This is a genomic window from Granulicella rosea, assembly GCF_900188085.1.
Taxonomy (GTDB): Bacteria; Acidobacteriota; Terriglobia; order Terriglobales; family Acidobacteriaceae; genus Edaphobacter; species Edaphobacter rosea.
Map to the genome: position 1 here is coordinate 14977 of NZ_FZOU01000017.1, position 20980 is coordinate 35956.

At 64.1% G+C, this 20980-nt stretch carries 13 protein-coding genes; 6 read left to right on the forward strand and 7 right to left on the reverse strand.

The genetic code is table 11. From position 1 onward, the window contains the following. Positions 1–43: 43 nt before the first annotated feature. Positions 44–5230: an Ig-like domain repeat protein gene (locus CHB87_RS21345; RefSeq protein ID WP_089410486.1), complete on the reverse strand. Its 5187-nt coding sequence runs from the start codon at positions 5228–5230 to the stop codon at positions 44–46. 412 nt (positions 5231–5642) lie between these two features. Further along, on the reverse strand, positions 5643–7070 hold the full coding sequence (locus CHB87_RS21350) for an MFS transporter (protein ID WP_089410487.1): 1428 nt from the start codon (positions 7068–7070) through the stop codon (positions 5643–5645). A gap of 60 nt (positions 7071–7130) precedes the next feature. Between CHB87_RS21350 and CHB87_RS21355 the strand changes: the two genes are divergently transcribed. From CHB87_RS21355 to CHB87_RS21365, 3 genes are all read left to right on the forward strand, one after another. Beyond that, positions 7131–7751, forward strand: a complete 621-nt coding sequence (locus CHB87_RS21355) for a TetR/AcrR family transcriptional regulator (RefSeq protein ID WP_089410488.1) — start codon at positions 7131–7133, stop codon at positions 7749–7751. A gap of 65 nt (positions 7752–7816) precedes the next feature. Continuing rightward, positions 7817–9835: a M1 family metallopeptidase gene (locus CHB87_RS22805; protein WP_089410489.1), complete on the forward strand. Its 2019-nt coding sequence runs from the start codon at positions 7817–7819 to the stop codon at positions 9833–9835. A 120-nt stretch (positions 9836–9955) separates the two neighbouring features. Beyond that, on the forward strand, positions 9956–12703 hold the full coding sequence (locus CHB87_RS21365; RefSeq protein ID WP_089410498.1) for a TonB-dependent receptor: 2748 nt from the start codon (positions 9956–9958) through the stop codon (positions 12701–12703). 74 nt (positions 12704–12777) lie between these two features. Here the strand turns inward: CHB87_RS21365 and CHB87_RS21370 are convergent, their stop codons facing one another. Continuing rightward, positions 12778–13809, reverse strand: a complete 1032-nt coding sequence (locus CHB87_RS21370) for a PDDEXK nuclease domain-containing protein (protein WP_217897089.1) — start codon at positions 13807–13809, stop codon at positions 12778–12780. A 487-nt stretch (positions 13810–14296) separates the two neighbouring features. Between CHB87_RS21370 and CHB87_RS22065 the strand changes: the two genes are divergently transcribed. Next, a complete protein-coding gene (locus CHB87_RS22065) occupies positions 14297–14614 on the forward strand; it encodes a hypothetical protein (RefSeq protein WP_142988476.1) in 318 nt (105 codons plus the stop codon). Here CHB87_RS22065 and CHB87_RS21375 read toward each other — a convergent pair. Next, positions 14611–15675: a replication protein RepA gene (locus CHB87_RS21375; protein WP_176441921.1), complete on the reverse strand. Its 1065-nt coding sequence runs from the start codon at positions 15673–15675 to the stop codon at positions 14611–14613. The genes CHB87_RS22065 and CHB87_RS21375 overlap by 4 nt on opposite strands. 493 nt (positions 15676–16168) lie before the next feature. Between CHB87_RS21375 and CHB87_RS21380 the strand changes: the two genes are divergently transcribed. Both CHB87_RS21380 and CHB87_RS21385 read left to right on the forward strand, forming a co-directional pair. Then, complete coding sequence (locus tag CHB87_RS21380; RefSeq protein ID WP_089410492.1) at positions 16169–16798, forward strand: ParA family protein; 630 nt, start codon at positions 16169–16171, stop codon at positions 16796–16798. Positions 16799–16801: 3 nt separating this feature from the next. Beyond that, a complete protein-coding gene (locus tag CHB87_RS21385) occupies positions 16802–17254 on the forward strand; it encodes a hypothetical protein (RefSeq protein WP_089410493.1) in 453 nt (150 codons plus the stop codon). A gap of 80 nt (positions 17255–17334) precedes the next feature. Here CHB87_RS21385 and CHB87_RS21390 read toward each other — a convergent pair whose 3' ends face one another. From CHB87_RS21390 to CHB87_RS21400, 3 genes are read right to left on the reverse strand one after another with little or no spacing between them, the layout of a single operon-like run. Then, positions 17335–19452 (reverse strand): FUSC family protein, encoded by a 2118-nt coding sequence (locus CHB87_RS21390; protein WP_089410494.1) that lies wholly within the window; start codon positions 19450–19452, stop codon positions 17335–17337. Between the two features lie 3 nt (positions 19453–19455). Then, positions 19456–20679 (reverse strand): efflux RND transporter periplasmic adaptor subunit, encoded by a 1224-nt coding sequence (locus CHB87_RS21395; RefSeq protein WP_089410495.1) that lies wholly within the window; start codon positions 20677–20679, stop codon positions 19456–19458. A gap of 11 nt (positions 20680–20690) precedes the next feature. Further along, the gene (locus tag CHB87_RS21400; RefSeq protein ID WP_089410496.1) at positions 20691–20957 is read right to left on the reverse strand and encodes a YtcA family lipoprotein; all 267 of its coding nucleotides are present in this window, start codon (positions 20955–20957) and stop codon (positions 20691–20693) included. Between the last annotated feature and the right edge of the window lie 23 nt (positions 20958–20980).

The window sequence follows — 20980 nt, forward strand, 5'->3', positions numbered from 1 at the left end:
GGTCGCTCTTGAAGGGGTTTATATTCATCCACCAGCTCCAGACCTACGGGCGGGCTCCCGTCGTGACGTTCGTGACCGCGGTGGCAAGCGGCGCCGCCGGGGTCGCGGCGCCCAGGATCTCGGTGACGGTGTTTGCCGTCGAGTTCGAAACCCAGACGTTGCCGGAGAGGTCGATCGCGATGCCCGCCGGGGCCGAGTAGTTCGTGGCTCCGCCAGTCGTCGCTGTCGTCACACCCGTGAAGCCCGTGGCCGGCGAGATCGCCGCGCCGCCGACGGTCAGCTCGCTGACCGAGTTGTTGCCGTTGACCACCCACACATTGCTGGCGCCATCGAGTGCGACCGACACCGGAGCGCTGATGCCCGCCGCTGTCAGGCCGGAGATCGTGACCGCGCCGCCGGTGGCGCTGACGTTCTTCAGCGTTCCGTTCGAGACGGCCCAGGCCGCGCCGCCACTATCGACCGCGACTGCGCCGAAGGTGGAGCTGCTGCCGGAGGTCGGCGACTGGTTGAGCAGGTAGCCGGTCGTGTTGTAGCGGCTGATGCTTGAGTCGGCGTTGAGCACGTCGACCGCGGCCAGAACCGTGATGCCGGTTTCGGACGCCATGTACGAGCCGGAGGTTCCGATGATCGAGAACGTGCCCGCATTCCGGAACGACGCCTGGAAGGTGGTCGCGCCCGCGTCCGCGGAGCTGAAGGTGTAGGAGGTGGGGTTGACCGTCACCGACGGGTCCGAAGAGGTAAGCGCAACCGTGCCCGTGAAGCCGGGAGCGGGATTGCCGTACGCATCGGTCGCGGTGATGGTGCCCTGGTAGGTAGTAAGCAGGCTGGCAGGAGTGGCGACCCCGCCAATCGCCAGGCTCGCCGCCGGACCGCCGACGACCGTCAACGAGGCCTGCGCCGGCGTCATGCTTGCGCTGGACGCGGTGACCGTGTAGACGCCCGCCGCGGTCAAGGGCGAGCTCAGCGAGAAGCTGACGACACCGTTGCTCGTGGTTCCGGAGGTCGTGGCCGAATAGCCCTTCGGTCCGGCGATCAGGATGCTTACCGCAGCGCTCGAGTTCGTCGTCGCGATGTTGCCGGAGGCGTCTTCCAACGCCACCTGGACCGTGCCGGCGTTACCACCGGCGATCGCGGCGGCGGGCGGCGCCGTGGTGAAGACCAGCTTGCTTGGAGTCACGGCCTTCACCGTCACGGTCTGCGCTGCGGAGGTGGTCAGGCTATAGTTGACGTCCGTGTAGGTTGCGGTAATCGAGTGCGTGCCGGCGGCCAGCGTCGCGGTGTAGGTTGCCGTCCACAGGCCGTAACCACCCTGCGTCGAGGTAATGGTGATCGGCTGAGCCGTTCCGATCAGGGTGCTGCCGCCATCGAGGAAGTTCACGACACTCTGGTTTGGCGAGTAGGTGGCGCTGGTGCTGCTCGGCGTAAGAACCGCGGCGAAGGTGAAGCTCTTACCCTCCGTGCCGTTGTTCTGCACCGTCAGCGTGATCGGCGCCGTTCCCTGCGTAACCGTCTCGACCAAGACCGGCGAGGTGCTCGCGGTGTACGTGCCGGATACGCCACCGAAGGACGCCGTAATGTTGTGCGTGCCGCCGACAAATGCTGGCGTGGTCCCCAGCTTCAGGGTCGCCGTGTGGGCCGTACCGACCGTGCCCGTCCCGAGGACCGTCGAGCCGTCGAAGAATGTCACCGTGCCAGAGGTAGGTCCACCCGTCAGCGTCGCGGTGAAGGTTGGGCGACCGCCAAGCGTCGTCGGATTGGCGCTTGATGTAACCGAGACACTCGTCGCCGCGCCCGTGCCAACCGTGACCGTAACCGGCCCCGAGGTGGTCGAGGTGAAGTTCGTATCGCCCGAGTAGGTAGCGGTGATACTGTTCGCGCCGGTCGCGGTGATGCCGGTCGTCGCCGCCGCCGCCGTCGCGCTGTAGCTATAGGTATTTCCGCTGAAGGTCGTTACATCGGCGACGTTGGCGGTTCCCAGCACGGTGGATGTCGTGGTGTCCGTGAAGGTGACCGTGCCGGTCGGTCCTGCGATGCCGGGGGTGATGCCGGTCAACGCGCTGATCGTACCGAAAGTGGCCGTCAGCGTATCGGACGCGCCAGACGTGATGAAGGTCGAGCCAGCCGCCAGCGTGGGCGTAACCGTCAGCGGAGCGACCGTGATCGAAACCGGCGTTGCCGTCGAAGCGGCGAAGGTGCCGTCTCCGGAGTACGACGCGCCGATGGTGTGGTTGCCGCCGGGGATGAGCGCCCCCTGCGAGAAGATGTAGCCGTACAGGCAGGAGGTCGTCGGAACCGCGCCGGCTACGAGGTAGCCATTGCCGTTCGGATCGAGCGTGATCGTACCCCAGTTCACGCCGTCCACCGTGATCGTGACCGTACCTGTCGGCACGCCCTGTCCGGTCGCACCTGCAACCGTCGCCGGAATCCAGACCAGACCGCCATAGGTAAAGCTGGCGCCCGCTCCGGTTGTGATCGTGCAGGCCGTCTGGTTGATCGAACCCGGCGTGAGCGTCACGACGCTGGCGCCCTTCGAGACGGTTACCGGCACCGGCGTCGACACGCTGGAGGCGAAGTTGCTATCGCCGCCATAGCGCGCCGTCACGGTGTAGCTGCCGCCCGGCAGGTTCGAAACCGTTGCGGTGTAGGTTCCGTTGTTGAGGGTGGCAAACGCGCCGGAGCCGTTCGGGCTGCCGTCGTTGATGTTGATGGTCTGTCCCAGAATGCCGTTGCTGACGATGAAGGCCACATCGCCGGTCGGCGTACCCGTGCCCGAACCGGGCGTCACCTTGCCGGTAAAGGTAATCGGCGTGCCCTGGGCGATCCCGCTGGTCTGCGAGAGGTTCAGAGTCGTCGAGGTGCTGTTGAAGGTGACCGTGCTCCATGCCGCGGACATGTTCGCCGCATTGACCGAGCCGAGACCCGAGGCCAGATCATAGCCCGTGCCGGCTGAGAAGCCCATCTTGCCGTTCGTCGCCGAGCAGGCGGAGGTGCCGCAGATGAGATTGTCGCCCTGGGTGATGTCCTGGAAGACGCAGCCCGTACCGATGGTGTTGCCCAGTGTCGAATTGCAGTTCGTGAGGTTCTCGGCCGCGGCCAGCGCGTAGTAGATGTAGCCCGGCATACCCTGACGACCGCCGTTGGCCTGGTTGATGAGCGCCTGAATGCCGGCCATGCTGGGCGCGGCGACCGAGGTGCCGCCAACCAGTCCGGCATTGACCAGCGAAACCGCGTTGCCCGAACCGCTCGTCTGGCAGTTGCCCTCGCTGCAGAAGATCGTGGCGTCGTGGCCGGAAGCGGCGTTCAGCACGAGGTCGGGCGTGTAGCGGTGCGGCACGCCCGTCACAAGCTGCGGCTGGTTGTACATCTGACCGATCGTCGCCGTACCCGTGGCGGTCGTTCCGCCGTTGGGCGCCGCGCCGAAGGCAACCGTCGGGGCGGAGGTGCAGCCGAAGCCCTGCCCGCCCTTCAGCGTTCCGCCCTGCGTGCCATAGTTGAAGACGATGCCCGACACGGCGCCGCCGCTGATGGTGGTGGTCGCCACAGGCTCGGTGACGCAGCCGCCGCCGGTGAAGGTCACGGTCGGGGCCGTCGTGTACCCGCTGCCGGCGTTGGTGAAGGTCACGCCGGTAACCCAGTCTCCGCCCGGAAGCGTGGGATCGGTCGTGGATACACCCACGCCGCGCTGCCATGAAGGCTGCAGATAATACGAGCTGATGCCGCCGCTTCCCGACCAGAGACCGCCAAGGTCGGCTGAGGGCGAGTCGCTCTTATCCGCGCTCTTTGCCTCGTTCCACGGAACCTCCGGAATGTAGCTGATGGCGGACTCGCCCCAGTAAGGCGCCTGCTGCGAGGTCGAGCTCCAATACGGAGACTCAGCCGCCGCGGTCGTCCCTTCGAAGCCCTGGCTGCCGCCGACCGAGACGCTGTAAGGCGTGGACGCCTCGCCGCCGGTCGCATAGCCGAGAACTTCATAGCTGTCGTTCGAGTTATCGCACTCGGCCGGGCCGTTGTCGCCCGCCGCGACGAAGATGCTGATGCCCTGCGCCGCCGCCTGCTCGAAGGCCTGATTGTTGAACGCATTGCCGCCCGCGCCTTCGACGCTCTCGCAGCTTCCATAGCTGATGCTCATGATGTCGGCGGTATTGTTCTCGACGATGTACTCGATCGAGTTCGTGATGCCGTCGACGAAGAAGGTCGGCGTACCGATGACGAAGTAAACCTGCGCATTGGGCGCGATGCCGCCCGAGATCTCGACGTCGAGATCCGACTCGCCGTCGTCGCCCGGCTCGGTGCCGTTGTCCTGGCCGGCGTGGATGAAGATGGGGTCGTTCGAGGGCAGGTCGAAGATCTGCCGGTAGGTCTGTACGTCGCTCAGCAGGATGTCCGAGCGGCCAACGACCGCAATGCTCGAACCCGAACCCGTGATGCCCTTGTTCAGCAGCGGAAAGGTGTTGTAGATGGTCGCGAAGTCCCACGGGCCGACGTAATGCGTCGTCGAAGAGGAGGTATAGTTCGGCTGCGCCGCCGCCTCTGCCTTCACATCGCGCAGATTCTTCACTGGCCCCATGTGGCCTTTGCGGAAGAAGTTATTCAACGTCACGCCCGCAATCACCGGACTCAGCGCCTCGGGAACGGAGATCTCGCTATTGTTTGCGATGTGCGTCTCCGCGCCTACCTGATAGCTGTGAATCTCGGTCTTGAACGCGTTTTCAAGCTGGCCGGTCGTGCCGCCAAAGTGGATGACGCGTTTGCTCTTGCTGACGTCTTCCACCTGAAAGCCCTTCGACTGCAGCCACGCGCTGACCTTCGCGATATCGGCGTCGGAGGCGCCGAAGAGATCGCCGAACTGATCCGGCGTCACCCACTGGTGATAGTTCGGACTCTGCTTGTCCTGCTGCTCGTCGAGCACCTTGCGCAGCTCGCGCTTCTGCTCGTCGCTCGACGTCAACGTCATCACCAGATGCTGCGCCTGTGTAGACGCGGGGATATGCCCCAGATCCACGGCATGCCGCAACGCTCCCGAGACGTGGCCTCGCAGCATCGCGCGCCGGCTGTCGTCCACCTTCGCCGTGATGCGGACGGATGGAACGGCCGCCGTATGGACATTGCCCGGCAGGTGTACCTTTGGAGCGCTCGAAGACGAGGTCTGAGCGGAACCGGAGAGAACGGCGCATGCGTTCGCAAGTACGAAGGTGCAAAGAGATACAAGACGGGCGCGACGAAGGGACATAGGGGCTCTCAAAGGCCGAAAAGGCGGTGTAAAAAACGAACCAGTCTAAAAAAACGTCTACCGGGCGATGAGTTTCAGGTAAATCAGGTTCGCACCACGAGATAAATCCCAAATCCCGCGTTGATTCGAGAAGAAAAACAGGAGATCGCAGACCTTCCCAAACAACGAGAAGGAAGGCATTTCGATACTTCGAGGAGCCGAAGCCGGAAGGAAGATGCAGATATCCTCCCGCTTGCACTGGCTGTACAAAAGATGGTGTGGGCCAATATTAGCAGATAAACACGGCTGGCAACGAAATTTAACACGAAGTGCGCGACAAAGCCGCAGCTCCCTTGCTATGAAAGCCGCCACTTACTCCGCAATATTCGAGGCGCCGCTGTCGTCGAGCTATCCCCTATCAATAAAAAGGGAGTTACAAATCGAGGTCCGCCGCCGCAACCGCCGCAGTCCGTCGCGCCCAGCTCGTCGCCGAGACCCATCCCAGCAGCAGCACCATCGCTCCGCATCCCGTCATGATCCACCAGATCGGATGCGTCGCCAGCGTGAAGCTCGTTCCCCTGGCCCGGCTCGACGCCACCACCGTTCCGGCGACCGCGACGCCCAGCGCAGCGCCCACCTGCCGCCCGGTGGAAGCGATCGCCGCCGCCACGCCTGCCTGCGCCAGCGGCATCCCCGCCACGGCGCTGTTCGAGATCGCCGGATTCACCATCCCCAGACCCAGCCCGAAGAGCCCATAGGCCGCCAGCAGCACGCCCACCGGCGTCTCCGGCGTCAGTTGCGTCAACGTCAGCGTGCTCAGCAGAAAGGATGCGCCCGCCGCGTAAAGCGAGGGCCGCGTCCCATACCGCCCCACCATCCGGCCGCTCAGCGGCGAACCCGCCATCATCGCCAGCGCCAGCGGCAGCGTAGCCAACCCCGTGCGGGACGCTGAGAAACCGCGCACCTGCTGCAGGTAGAGTCCATTCAGAAACAGGAACGCCGCGAACGAGGAGAACGAGCACAGCCCGAGGATCGTCGCGCTTGTGAACGGCACGCTGCGGAAGAAACGCAGGTTCACCAGCGGCTCCCGGCGTCGCGGCTCGTACAGCAGGAAGCTCGCCAGCGCCAGCCCGGCCGCGGCAAACAGCCCACGGATCAGCGGCGAGCCCCAACCCGCGCGGGGCCCTTCGATGACCGCATAGGTCAGCGTCGTCAGGCCTACGAAGACCAGCGCCTGCCCCACCGGGTCGAACGCCCGCGCCCGCGCCGCCTTCGACTCCGGCACATACACCGCCGCCAGAATCGCCGCGGTAATGCCGATCGGCACATTGACCCAGAAGATCGCGCGCCAGCCGATCGCCTGCGTCAGCACGCCGCCCAGCAGAGGCCCCATCGCCAGCGCCAGCCCCGCCACCGCGCCCCACACACCCACCGCCTGCGCCCGGTCCTTCGGCTCGGTGAAGACGTTCGCCACGATCGAAAGCGCCACCGGGTTCAGCATCGACGCGCCCAGCCCCTGCAGCGCGCGATAGGCGATCAGCTCGCCCGAGGTATGCGCCAGACTGCACAGCAGCGAGCCCGCGACAAACAGCACCAGTCCGATCTGGAACACGCGCCTGCGCCCGAAGCGGTCCGACATCGAACCCGAAAGCATCAGCAGGCTCGCGACCACCAGCGTATACGCATCGAGCACCCACTGCAGCCCCGAAAGACTCGCCTTCAGATCGTGCTGGATCACCGGCAGCGCCACGTTGACGATCGTGACATCCATGCCCACCAGCAGCACGCTCATGCAGCAGATCGCCAGCACCAGCCGCCGCCGCAACGGGCTGGCCGTCTTTGAATCAAGTGCAAGCGTCATGCCGTTCCCCCCTTCTTCAGCAAGTTGAGGATTCCCTCAACTTCCCTTTCACTCTAATATATGAGGGTGTCCTCGACTTCTGCAAATCCGACGGCCCCCGCGAACGCCGGACGAAGCCCCAAGCAGGGCCGCGCCGAACTCCGTCGCGCCAGCTTCCTGCGCGCGGCCGAGCAGCTCTTCGGCTCGCTGGGCTACGAGGCTGTCACGATGACCGCCATCGCCGAGCAGGCGCAGGCCTCCATCGGCGCGCTCTACGACTATTTTCCAGACAAGCCGGCGCTCGCCCTCGCCCTCATCACGCAGTACACGCAGGAGGCCGAGGGACACTGGGCGAAGGCTCTGCAGCGTCCGGTCGACGCCACCCTCGCCGACACCTTCATCGCGAGCATCCTCGACTTCGCGCGCGACCGGCCTGCGTATCTGCCGCTCTTCGACGCGCCGCTCGCCTTCACCCGCACCCGCAGAGAGCGCGAACCGCTACGCAGAACGATCGCAGCCTCGCTCCAGATGCTGAAGCCAAGCCTGACAGCCGACCGCGCCTTTCTCAACGCCCAGGTCATCGTCGCGATCATCAAGGGCCTGCTCGGCGTCTACAGCCAGGCCCTGCCCGAAGACCGCGAGGCCGTCGTCGCCGAGTTCACCAGGGTGATGCGGCTCTATCTCGCGGATGCGCTGGCGTAGGCTTGCTTGCCCCCGTCCCTCCACACCTGTTCTCATACAGTCACACACAACCTGCAGGAGATCCCATGAAGCGCGCCTTGAAAGCAGCCGCAGCCGTCCTAGTCCTCGTCACCGCCGCGACGGCGCAACAGCAGCCGGAGCGCCGCGCCCAGGCGCCCGACACCGGCGGCCGCTCAGCCACGTACAATCCGCTCAAGACCTTCGCGCCCTACAACATGCCGCAGCAGCCCAACGCCTACCGCGGCGGCGACGGCTCGCCCGGCCCGCTCTACTGGCAGAACTCGGCCGACTACGAGATGCATGCGAGCATCGACCCCGCGACCAAAACCCTTACCAACACCGAGACCATCACCTACACCAACAACAGCCCCGCCGCGCTGAACAGCCTGTGGCTGCAGGTCGAACAGAACACCTACCGGACCGACGCCCGGTCGCGCGCCTTCTCGGGCGGCAGCCGCCAGCGCGCCGAGAACCTGAACACCGAAGGCACGGTTTTCGAATCGCTCGATCTCGTGTCGAACACGAAGGGCGCAAGGCCAGTGAAGGCCGAGTACGTCATCTCGGACACGCGCGCCCGCATCGCGCTGCCCACGCCCCTGCCCCATGGCGCGTCGATCAAGATCCTCATCAAGTACCACTACACCGTCACCGGCCCCTGGGGCGGACGCACCTCCGTCGGCGATGTGAAGGACGGGCCGATCTACGATATCGCCCAGTGGTATCCGCGCATGGCCGTCTACGACGATCTGCGCGGATGGGATACGCAGCCCTTCCTCGGCAACGAGTTCTATACCGAGTTCGGCAACTACGACCTCTTCATCACCGTTCCCGCAGGCTACATGGTGGCGGGAACCGGCGCGCTGGTCAACGGCGCAGAGGTCCTCACGAAGACGCAACAGGATCGCCTGAAGCAGGCCGCCGCCAGCGACAGGACCGTCTTCATCCGCACGCTGGACGAGGTCCACGACCCCGCCAGCCGGCCGAAGCAGGACGGCGTCCTCACCTGGCACTACCACATGGACCACACGCGCGACGCCGTCTTCTCCGCCTCGCCGTCCTTCATTTGGGACGCCGCGAAGATGAACCTTCCCGGCGGCAAGACCGCGCTCGCCGAGAGCTTCTACCCCGCCGAGGCCGCTGGCGACGAGGGCTGGGGACGCTGCACCGAGTACCTGAAAGACGCCGTCGAACACTTTTCGCAGGACTGGTACCCGTACCCCTATCCCGCAGGCATCAACGTCGCCGGTTTCTCCTCCGGCATGGAGTACCCGGGTCTCGTCTTCGACGGCATCAAGACCAAAACCAAGGACCTCTTCGTCGTTACCGCGCACGAGATCGGCCACACATGGTTCCCCATGACCGTGCAGTCGAACGAGCGCCGCGATGCGTGGATGGACGAGGGCTTCAACACCTTCATCGACATCTATGAGTCGGACCAGTTCAAGAACGGCGTATGGGGTCCGAAGCGCGATGGCGAGTATGCGCCCGGCGGCGGCTATCCCGCCGACGAGATCGCCAGGGTCATCGCCGACCCCGAGGCCCCGCCGATCCTCATGCGAGCCGACGCCATCCGCGAGAAGTATCGCCACCCGATCACGTACTTCAAGTCCGCCGAAGGCCTCTATATCCTGCGCGAGGAGATTCTCGGCCACGAGCGATTCGACCGCGCCTTCCGCAAGTACATCCGCGACTGGGCCTTCAAACATCCCACGCCCTCGGACTTCTTTCGCGAGATGGAGAGCGAAGGCGGCGAGGATCTCAGCTACTTCTGGCGCGGCTGGTACGAGAACAACTGGACGTTGGACATGGCCGCGAAGGACGTGAAGTACAACGACCCCGCGGACCCGTCGAAGGGTGCACACGTCACCATCGAGCAGAACGGCCAGCTCGTGCTGCCCGCGTGGGTGCAGGTCAAATTTGAAGACGGTACGGACCTGAAGATCAAGCTCCCGGCCGAGACCTGGATGCAGAAGGCCATCTACAACATGCCTCTGCCCACGACGAAAAAGATCGCCGAGGTCGTGATCGACCCGGACCATCGCATCCCCGACGGCAATCGCGCCAACAACACCGCGAAGCCGTAACCGACGGATCCGGAAAGATTCCCCCCGATCCGGGGAACCGCGGCGGCGTGCCTGCCGTATACCTGTCTAACTTTCAAAGATGACGGCGCCGCCGTGGGCGCGCTGCCGCATGGAGCGAGCATGAGACGGATAGATGCAGCCGCCTGCCTTCTGGCGCTGGCGACGCCCTGTGCCCTGGCGCAGGTTCGATGCGAAGGAGCTGGCGCGCCGCTTGCCGGTGTCGTTCACGACACGACAGCGGCCGTCGTGCCCGGCGCAAGCCTTACGCTGGACGCCGGTCCGGCCGTCGTCAGCGGCTCGGACGGCGGCTTTCGCTTCGCGTGCGCCACGCCCGGCCACCATACGCTGCATGTAAGCTCGCCGAACTTCGCCGCGATCGACCTGAAAGTCGACACGCCGGGCGCGCCGCTCGATGTCGTGCTGCGTCTGGAAGAGATGCAGACCGTGGTGGAGGTAAACGGCGAAGATCCCGCGCCAAGGCCGGCCAATGCGACCGGCGCAACTCAGGAGATCTCCGGCAAGCGGCTGCAGTCGTTGGCCGACGACCCCGACGACCTGCTGCGGGAGCTGCAGCAGCTTGGCGGCGCCGCCGGCGCGAACCCCGCCAACACCTCCATCACGGTCGACGGCTTCCAGGGCGACGAGGGCAACACCAAGCTGCCGCCAAAGAGCTCCATCGCCTACATCAAGGTCAACCCCGATCTCTACTCGGCAGAGTACCGCGAGCCTCCCTTCGGCGGCGGACACATCGAGGTCTACACCAAGCCCGGACAGAGCACCTTTCACGGCGCGCTCTTCACCACCAACGGCAGCCCGTGGATGAACGCGCGCGATCCCTTCTCCGTCAGCCGCGCCGCGCTGGGCAAGCAGCGTTACGGCTTCGAGCTGACCGGGCCGATCCGCAAGCAAGGCAGCGACTTCACCACCACGCTCGAGCACCGTACCATCGACAACTCCGCGACCGTGAACGCCGTAACGGTCGACGCCAACGACAACCAGGTGGCGACGTTGGCGAACGTCGCCACGCCGCAGCAGCGCTGGCTGGGCGGCGTCCGCGTCGACTGGCAACTGAACCCGAAGAATGCCCTGATCGTCACTTATAACGCCGATGTGAACCATCTGGCGAACGTAGGCGTCGGCGGCACGACGCTGGCCGAAAGCGGTTACGACAGCGAGCAGTTCGACCATACGCTGCGTATCAGAAACGTCACGACCGCCTCCGCAACCCTGATGCACGAGTCTTCGCTCAGCATTGAGTGGGACGGCGAGGACGATACGCCGCAATCGACCGCGCCGCAGGTCCAGGTCTCCGGCGCATTCACCGGCGGGGGTACGTCGGTCGGCCGGCAGCGGATGCACGAGCTGGGCATCGAGTTCAACGACGACGCCATCTTCAACTGGAAGAAGCACCTGTTGAAGATAGGCATCCAAACCGACACCTACGTCCAACACCGGCACATGACGACGAACTTCAACGGCTCGTATCTGTTCAACGGCGGCGCGGCCCCGGCGCTCGACCCGGTCACGCATCTGCCGACCGGCCAGACAGTGCAGATTACCGGCCTCGAGCAGTACTTTCGCGCCACGCACGGCTATGCGGGCGGCACGCCGACGGACTTCTCGAACGTGGCCGGCAGCCCGTTCGTTGACATCTGGCAGACGCGGGATGCGATCTACGTTCAGGACTCGTGGAAGCTGTTGCCGCGGGTTCAGCTCGACTACGGCATGCGCTACTTCGCGCAGAACAACCCCAACCTGGTCGGCTCGGTGACGCCGCGCATGGGCGTGGCGTGGTCGCCGGATCGGAAGCAGACCTGGAGCCTGCACGCGCATGCGGGCCTCTTCGCCGGACGCGTCCGGACGCGGCAGTACGCCGAGATCGTCCGCCAGGACGGCATCGCGCGCACGACCAGCATCGCCTATAACCCGGTCTACTGCAGCGTCCTGGGGTCGGCCTGCAACCCGTTTACCGGCATCACGCCCGTGCAATCCGTGCGCAGCGTCGCGCCGCACCTTGCGAATCAGGAGTACGGCATCGAGAACCTCGGCTTCTCGCATAGCTTCCCTCACGGCTGGACCTTCTCGAGCGACTACTACATCGCGCAGTTCTGGAACAATCTGCGGACGGAGAATGTGAACTCCCCGCTGAACGGCTCGCCCACCGGGCCGCGGCCGGGACCCGCCAATCTGAACATCTTTCAGGTGCAGGCCACCGGGCGCGGCTACGGCAATGCGGAGTTCTTCGGGCTCGATCAGCACACGCTGAAACGGGTGCAGTTCTTCGTCGGCGCGGTGCGTGTGCAGATCGTCGACGACACCGACGACAGCATGTTTTCAAGCCCGCAGACGACCGGCGTAAACACGGGCGAGTACGCGCGCCGCACCGGCAATCCGCTGTGGAACGTCTTCGGCAACGCCAGCCTGAGCCTGCCCGAAAAGCTGCAACTGACCGCGAACTTCAACGGCAACGGCGCCGCGCCCTACAACATCACCACCGGCGCGGACAACAACGGCGACGGCAACTTCAACGACCGTCCGCAGTATGCGCTGCCAGGCACGCCCGGCGCGGTGCAGACGCCCTGGGGCCTGCTGGTAAGCTCCGGCGGAACCGCTTCCCTGCCCCGCAACAAAGGCATCATGCCGTGGACGGTCTACCTCGATATGAACCTGCAGCGCAGCTTTACCCTGACGAAGAACGCGAACGCCGATCATCCGCAAAAGATCGTGCTGAACGTGCGCTCGTCCAACGTGCTGAACCATACGAACGTGACCGCCATCGGCGGCGTCCTGGGCTCGCCGCTCTTCGGCGTTGCCTATGGCGCGGACAACGGGCGGCGCATCGAAGGAGGCGTCCGCTACAGCTTCTGATCTCTCTTTCTGCGGAGCCCGGCGACCGCCCGCAATGCTTGCTTGCCAGGCGTCCAGGCAGTCTGCTCCGGCCCCTACAGAGCCTCGTCCTCGCCCACTGCGCCCTGCAGATAGAACTCATGCAGCTTCGCCTGCAGCAGCGCCTTATCGGGCAACTGTGTCGTGTACTGCGCGATGAGCGCGGGCGAAAGACTGCGGCTGAGCGCAAATTCCACCACCTCATCGTCCTTCGACGCGCAGAGCAGCACGCCGAGGCTGGGCTGCTCATGCGGCTTGCGCACATCGCGATCCAGAGCCTCGAGGTAGAAGTCGAGCTTGCCCAGATACTCCGGTTCGAAGCGGCCTACCTTCAGCTCGATCGCAACCAGGCAGTTGAGACCCCGATGAAAGAACAGCAGGTCCAGCGCAAAGTCGCGGTTCCCGACCTGCAGCGGAAACTCCGAGCCCGCGAAGCAGAAATCGCGGCCCAGTTCGATCAGAAAATCCTTCAACTTATGAACCAGGCCGCGATGCAGATCGGCCTCGCGATGCTCCGCGGGAAGCCCGAGGAACTCCAGCGAATACGCATCCTTGAAGATGTCGAGCGCGCCGGGATGCAATTGTGTCATCACTGCCGACACGATGGGCGGATTGAGGATGGTCCGCTCGAAGAATGCCGTCTTGTATTGCCGTTCCAGCTCGCGAAAACTCCAGCCCTCGCGAATCGCCAGCCGAATGTAAAACTCGCGCTCCTCCGGTCGTTTGCTCTGGCTGAGGATCAGGAGATGATGCGACCACGGCAATTGTGTCAACAGTGTTGTCACAATTGCGTCCTGGGCGTAAGTATCGTAGAACTGCCTCATTCGAAGCAGGTTGCGCCGGGTGAAGCCACGTATGCCGGGATAAGTCGCGGCGATGAACGCGGCCAGCTCGTCGACCACGCCCGCGCCCCATTCGGCCGAGGCGATCCGGCGGCTGAGCATCGCGCCCAGCGCCCAGTAAAGCTCGATCAACGCCGAGTTCACCGCCTGAAAAGCCCGCGTTCGCGAGGCCGAGATCAGCTCCACGACCTCGGCAAAGGCCTGTTCCTTGCCCATCTGGTTCAAGCTCGCGGACTGCGTTTTCACAGGCGTGCGTGTCGGTCTGGAGTTTCGAGGAGCCATCTCTGAAGATCATGATAGTCCTGCGTAAGCGGCAGCAAGGGGTGACGATTGCGGCACGCTGAAGTGGGTGCCGCAGCGTTTGCAACATAAGGCGTCTATGCAACTACAGGCTTCATAAAGAGCTAGAGACGCTATATAAAGACAAAACTAAAGGCTTCTTATTAAGCAAGCACCCGATTCAGCGTGGAGCAGCACCCGATTCAGCGTGTGACAGCACCCAATTCAGCATGTCAAACACACATCGAGGCGTTTTTGGCGGAACCCGATTCAGCGTGGATAAAAACCGGCCTCCATGCATTGACGTTGCCTGAGCAATGCTGTCGCTTCCCTGCCTGGCACCCAATTCAGCGGTCTCGCCTCATCCGGTGCACGTGGGGGCGGACGAACTGCAGCCAGGCGTGTTCACCATGCGACAAAGGCACCCAATTCAGCGGTCATGCCGAGGACACGGATGGAGAAGGCACCCATTTCAGCGCTCTATTTAGCTTCCTGCTGGGAAACGGCGGCACCACGAGGCACCCATTTCAGCGGAAAAGACTTCAGCGCGGGAGTTTGGAACTTATCCGGCACCCAATTCAGCGTAGAAGCCGGTCCTTTTCAAGGCATCGTGACGGAGAAGCACCCATTTCAGCGGTACTCGACGGAGAAGGATCCTAATGCAGCGGCCGCATCGGCCCCGATGAACGAGGCACCCATTTCAGCGGTCGAAACATCGGCAATGCCGAAGAATAAGCCAACTGGCACCCATTTCAGCGGCTCACGAGGCTAGGACGCGGACGAAAGCAGCTTGCTGACGGCCGCTTTGCTGGGGATCGCCGGGACGCCAGGCTTCACGCTCAGGCCGGCCTCCGAGGTGCTGACCTTGAGCCCGGGAAAGACCTTTTCGATCTTCGGGATGGCCTCGCGGACCTTCTCCTTGAACCGCTTCATGCTTTTGTACTCCGATCCGATCTGCTCCTGCAGGCCCTTCCACGGGATCGTCCGCGCTACCCCGCTCTCGGAGGCGCGCCAGGTCTCGTAGGCCAGCAGCGTGTACAGGTCGAGCGCCAGCGAGGAGCTACGCAGCCCACGCAGCGCGCGCAGGTCGACCGGCACGGGCGCGGCGGTGATTGCGTCGTAGAAGTCCTCGCTCAGCATGATGTAGCTCTCAAACAGCGAGCCCTGGGTTCCCTTCGGGTCGGAGGAGTCCCACCATACGACTGCTTTGGGCGCGATCTGCATATCGATCCAGCTCTTGCGCTTCGAGCCCGGCGTCGTCTGTTCGAAGCTGATCGTCGCGCGCAGCAGGCGCTCCAACTGGTCGCGCAGCCGCACGGTGTCGCTGCGCTTGCCGCCGTTGCTGGGGTTCAGTCCAAGCAGCCGCAGGAAATCCGAGAAACTCTGCCCGAGGTGAATGCGGCGGCTCCGCGTCCGTACCGCCTCGGTCACGAGCCAGCTCAGAAAGACGCGCGGCAGCGTGCCATAGGGATAGAGAAAGCCGCGATCGGTGGCGAAGTACGGCCGGATCGACAGCTTCAGGTCGCCGTTGACCCGCTCCCAGATCGGAATCTGTCCGGGGTTGCTATGCGGCAGCGTACACTGCACCAGTTGGCGCGCGAAGTAGGAGCGCGAGAAGTCGGTCGGCTTCTCGCGTATCTCGACGATCGAGTCGAGCCAACGCCGTTCGACCGGCGAAAGGTCCTTGCTCTGGGATCGATCGACCAGCGGAATGTGCGATTCCTCAGGCCCGGCGTCCTCGTACGCCGGCAGGGATTCGAAGAGCCGGTCTTCCTCCTCGCGCTCAGCCGCCGGGGTGCTTCTCGGAGTTTTGAGAGTTGCCTTTTTCGCCATGCGAGTCGACCCGTCTCCGTTCCAGAGGTAAGCAGCCAAGAACTTCCCTTGGAGCACAATACACCGTATGGAGAGCATACCTGAAGTGAGCGGATGGCGAGTGTATGAGTGTAGGACAGTATGTAAAATAGTTCTTTTTGTGCTTAGTATTAAACTCGCACACTCACACTATATGCGATACCCATATACAGGCAGCCACTCTCAACCAGGGCGTTTCGCCTGTTGACGGCAAGTATCATACACTCATATAGTCGGACGTTCATATATTCCGACTGTAATCAAATCTCGAATCTGTCCATCGAACGCAGCACCGTCGAAGAACTGTTGTAGAGTATGAGTCTCTGAGAGTGAGACTTTTCGAGAGTCATTTAGTATGACAGTAGGACTATCCGAGATTCGGTGTACGAAGCGGGTACGCTCTTGATATAGACGGCGATTTTTTGTCGAGAGAGCATAAGTTGAAGAGATTGTTATTGTGGGAGAGTGTGACAGTATGAAGATAGCGTTTCTTGCCAAAAAGGGCGGAGCTGGAAAGACCACCTCAAGTCTCCTCGTCGCCGAGGCTCTGCGCCAGGCGGGCAACCACGTCGCTCTGCAGGACTTCGACAAGCAGGGGTCCAGCAGCAAGAGCATCCGCTACTCGGGCTCGCAGGTGGAGATTGCGATTCCGAAGAATCAGTACACCTATATCGTCTTCGACACGCCGCCGAACCTCGAACACGCGGCCAGCCTGGTGGCGGTGAAGCAGGCGGACGTGATCATCGTGGTGACGGGTCAGACGGTGGTGGACCTCTGGGAGGTCAGCGAGGCGGTGAGCTTTGCCGAGAAGACCAATCCGAAGGCCTTTGTACGGGTGTTGGTCAACCGAGTCAAGGCGGGCACGATCCTGGCCCGGAGTGTCGAGGAGTCGGTCTCGCATCTGAAGATCAAAGCGTTGAAGACGCAGATTCCCGACCGCCAGACCTTTGCGCACTTCGTCGGCGGCGGCGGCTGGAATGTGCTCGACCGGTCGGCGCAGGCGCTGGCCGGAAAGCTCGCGCTCGAGATCGTAAGCCTGCCGCAGAGCGCGTCGTTGGAACAGAGGAGCGAGCAGCAGGGAAAGACGAAAAAGGCGGGGAGCTAGCCGATGGCGAAGACAAAGTACAACCCGATGAACGCCTTCCGCGAAGACCCCCTCGCGGCGCTTCGCCAGGCCACCGAGTCGGCGGATGCGCGCGACGTGACGGATGCGGCCGAGGCGCGGCCGATCCCGGCGCAGCCCGTGCTGCGGAGGATTGCCGCAAGCGAGCCGCCGTCCAGCGAGCCGGTGGCGCCGCAGCCCCCGATTCAGCGGTCCAGCGCGCCGGTCAAACCTCTCTCCGCGAACCTGCAGACCTCGCGGAATACGGTCTATCTTTACCCGGAAGACCTGACGAAGCTGCGCCAGCTCAGCGGATACGCATCGACGGAGTACGGCATCCGCGCCAACGACAGCATGATCGTACGCGCCGCGCTGTCGCTGCTGGAGACGGATGTACGCTTCCTGCATGCGTTGAAGGAGACCGAGTTGCTGGATCGGCGGCGGCGCAGCAGGGCCTAGTTAAGGCCGGGAATTTGAACGGGAAAGCTGCGCATAAGCGCAGGAAAGGGTGCGCTGCAGCCTGTGGCGCACCCTTAGCTTCAATATCGGTGCTGTTCGAGAATCGCGGTGAAGTTCTGCAGCTCTTCGAAGCGGGCCGCGGTGTTGCGCGCGTACTCCGCGTATCGCGGATTCGCGAGAATGGCCGGAGTCAGCAGCACGTCCGGGTTCTTCGTGATGACGGCGCCTGTGACGACGACGTCATCGGCCATGACATTCAACTGGATGGCCATGCGACGGCGCATCTCCTGCAGATCGGGGTCCAGGAGAAAGTCCGTATCGTGCGAGTTGTGCAGGACCGTCAACTGGTTCCAAAAGAGCGCGGCCGAGGTGATGGCCGCGCGCAGGATCATATCGCCGGTTTGAATATGGTCTTCGCGGTTCGCGCCGAACTCATAGGGAACCGATGTATTGGCGCTGCGCAGCGCGGTGACCGTGGCGCCCAGCCGGTCGCGCAGCCCGTCCGCGTGTTGAAGGATCGTCTGGCGTGCGTCCGCGGTCTTCTCCGACGCGTTGAGAGTCGTAAAGAGATCGCCGCCGATGCGCAGCATGGAGGCGAGTCCGCGGCGCATGACGGTGGTGGTCCGCACCGGCCAGAGCTGATCGAAGACCAGCACCATCAGGGCGAGCGCGATCAGGATTCCGACGAAGCGGTCGCGGGCGGGCGCCAGTTCGGTCGGCGCGCTGAAGCCTTCGTAGGCCACGATGTAGAACGAGAAGGCGACCTGCAGCCCGATGTAGTTGAACTTCGGTCCACCCGCAATCCATGCGGCGATGAAGGCGATGACCGCCTCGAGCGCGACCAGCGACGAGATGGTGTCCATGTGCGGAAAAAGAAAGGCGGTCGCGCCGATCGCGAGGATCAGTCCGCCGATGACCGAACCGAGCACGCGAAAGACCAGCTTCTGTTTGATCGCGCCGGAGCTGCTGAGGCCGGTGACCAGAACGGTCGTCACGGCGGTCGAGATGCCTGGCCACGCGAGCGCATGGTAGAGAACGTAAAGAAACGTGGAGCAAAAACTGATCTTCAGGGCGAAGGCGACGCTCTCGCGGCTGCGGATGGCGCCGGGAATGAAGAACGGAACATGTTTGCGGGGCAGGGCGACGAGCTCGCGCCGCCGTGTGCCGCGTTCGGCGACCGGCATGGTCAGGATGGAGTGCAGCGCGCCCTCGACGCGGTCGAGCAGGGTATAGCGTCCGGCGGGGCCAAGTTGCAGGCCTTCGACCGGCGCCTCGAGCGCGCCGGGAATCAGGCGGTTGCATGCCTCGGCGATGAGCGCGCAGCGGGCCTGCGTCTCCGGGTCGACCTCGGCCGGATTCTGCAGCCCAAAGGCCGCGGCCACGTCCATCAACTGCGCCAGCATGGCGATGCGTGGCCGGATGGCGATGGGCAGGCCGCCTGTGTCGAGGTTCTGCTCGACGATCGCGTTATAGAGCGTCATCATGCCGGCCTGCCCGGCGATGGCGATGCGCGAGACAGCCGCCGCGGCTTCGAAACGCCGCGCCTGGGGGGCGTTCTCGGCGTAGAGCCGGAAGAGCTTCGTCAACGCGACGTAGCGGATGTGGCGCTGCTCCTGCAGCTTCTCCGCGGGCTTGCGGTCGCCGAAGACGTACTCGACGGCCACGGCGCAGCCCAGTGCGATCAGGAATGTCCCGACCAGGAAGAGCGAGGTCTTCACCAGCCGGCTCGCCGGCGCATGCACCTCCCACAGGCTGATGACGGTGCAGTAGATAAGGCCGAAGCTCGAACCGAGCGCGGGCTGCGTGGTCGAGACGACGATCATGCCCGCGATAAACGTGACGACGGCCACGCTGAGCAGACGTGCGACGGGGTCATTGTCCGAGAGGATCACGACACCCAGCTCGATGGCGATCGCGAGCGAGACGATACCGAGCGAGAAGAGCGCGCTGCGCAGCGAGACCGCCGGGCTATCGCGACCGATCAGGAAGATGAAGTACATGCCGATCGAGATGAACGGCATCTGCAGCGCCTCCATGAGAAGGAGCGCGAGGATCGACGCGAGCACGATGCGCAGCGTACCGGCAAGCCTGCCCGGCGTGGGCTGCAGATCCTGCAGCAGCGCTTCCGTCCAGGACTGGCGCGGGATCGCGCTGGACGAGACGGGGCTGGGCGGCGTGACGACTGCGCTCGCGGCCATGGGCTAGCGCACGACCGTGACGGCGGTCGCCCCAATGCGGAAGAGCGTTGGATCGGGGTCCAGCACACGGATGCGGACAGGGAAGCGCGCCGACAGATGCACCCAATTCAGCGTGCGGTCGATGTTGGGCAGACCCTGCGCGACGCCGCCGTCCTCGGGGAAGACGCCATAGCCTACGCTCTCGACCGTGCCGCTGAAGTGGCGGTCCGGATGCCCCATCAGAAAGACGTCGACCGGATCCTGCAGATGAATATTCTTGAGCTTCGATTCGCGGTAGTTGGCGATGACGTACCAGGTGCGCGTGTCGATCAGAGTGAACAGCGGCGCGCCCGGACGCGCATAGGCGCCGACCGAGAGGTTCAGGTTCGTCACGTAAGCGTTGAACGGCGCGACGACGCGCGTGCGTTCGAGGTCGAGCCGCGCGCTCTCCACCTTCGCCGCCTTGGCCGGACGCTGCGACACGAGCGTGTCGACGGTGTCGATCGTGTGTACGGCCTGCCCGAGTTTGGCCTGCTGTTCGACCGCAAGCGAAGCCGCTTCGATCTTGTGGAAGTTGGCCTGCTGCTGGGCGGCCTGCGCCTGCATCAGCGCGGCCTGCGCCTCGTCGTAGTTGCCCTGCGCGACGCGTACGGCGGTGTTCGCCTGGTCGACCTGCTCGACGGTCGCGTACTGCCGCTTCAGCAGCGGCTCGATGCGATGCAGATTGTTGGTCGCGAGCTTCAGTTGTGCGTCTGCTGCCGTGGACGCGGCCTGCGCGCGTGCGACGGCTGCCGCGGAGGCATCGATCTGCGTGCCCGCGGTCTGAATGCCAGTGCGCGAGTTGGCGAGATTGGCGCGCTGCGCTTCGGCGGCGCTGGTCTGCGCGGCGATGTGCCGGCGTGCGTCGACGATCTGCTGTTCGAGCGCGTCCTGATCGGAGAGCGCCTGCTTGAGCGCATACTCATACGGCCTCGGGTCGATGACGAAGAGCGTATCGCCCTGCTTGACGAAAGCGTTGTCCTTGACGGGCAGGTCGACCAGACGCCCGCTGACCTCCGGCGCGATCTCGATGAAGTTGGCGCGCACGCTGGCGTCGTCGGTGCGCGGATGCAGGTCCACCTGAAGCACCACGAGGGCGAGCATCGCGAGCGACACCACCGCCACGCCGATGCCGATCGCACGGCCCAGACTCTTCTTCGACGCGGCATGCTCCGGCGGCGGTTGCGTTGCTGCGCTTGTTGTATCCATCGTTGTCGCTCCTACCGGAAGAAGATCAGCCAAAGCAGGCTGGTGAAGAGAAGAACCGTGCAGGGATAGAAGAGCGCGAGCGGGCCGACGTCGTTTTCCAGATCGAACCGAACCAGCAGCTTGTGCACGATGAAGGTAAGGGGGACGGCGATGGCGACGCACAGCATCCACACCGGAAAGAACGAGCCGATGATATCGATGTTGGACGCGTGACCGCAGCCGGTGAGCGCAAGACACGCTGCACCCTGAAGCAGATGCCTGGTTCTGAGACGGTTCATTGAGCGGCGCCTCCTTTGGTTGA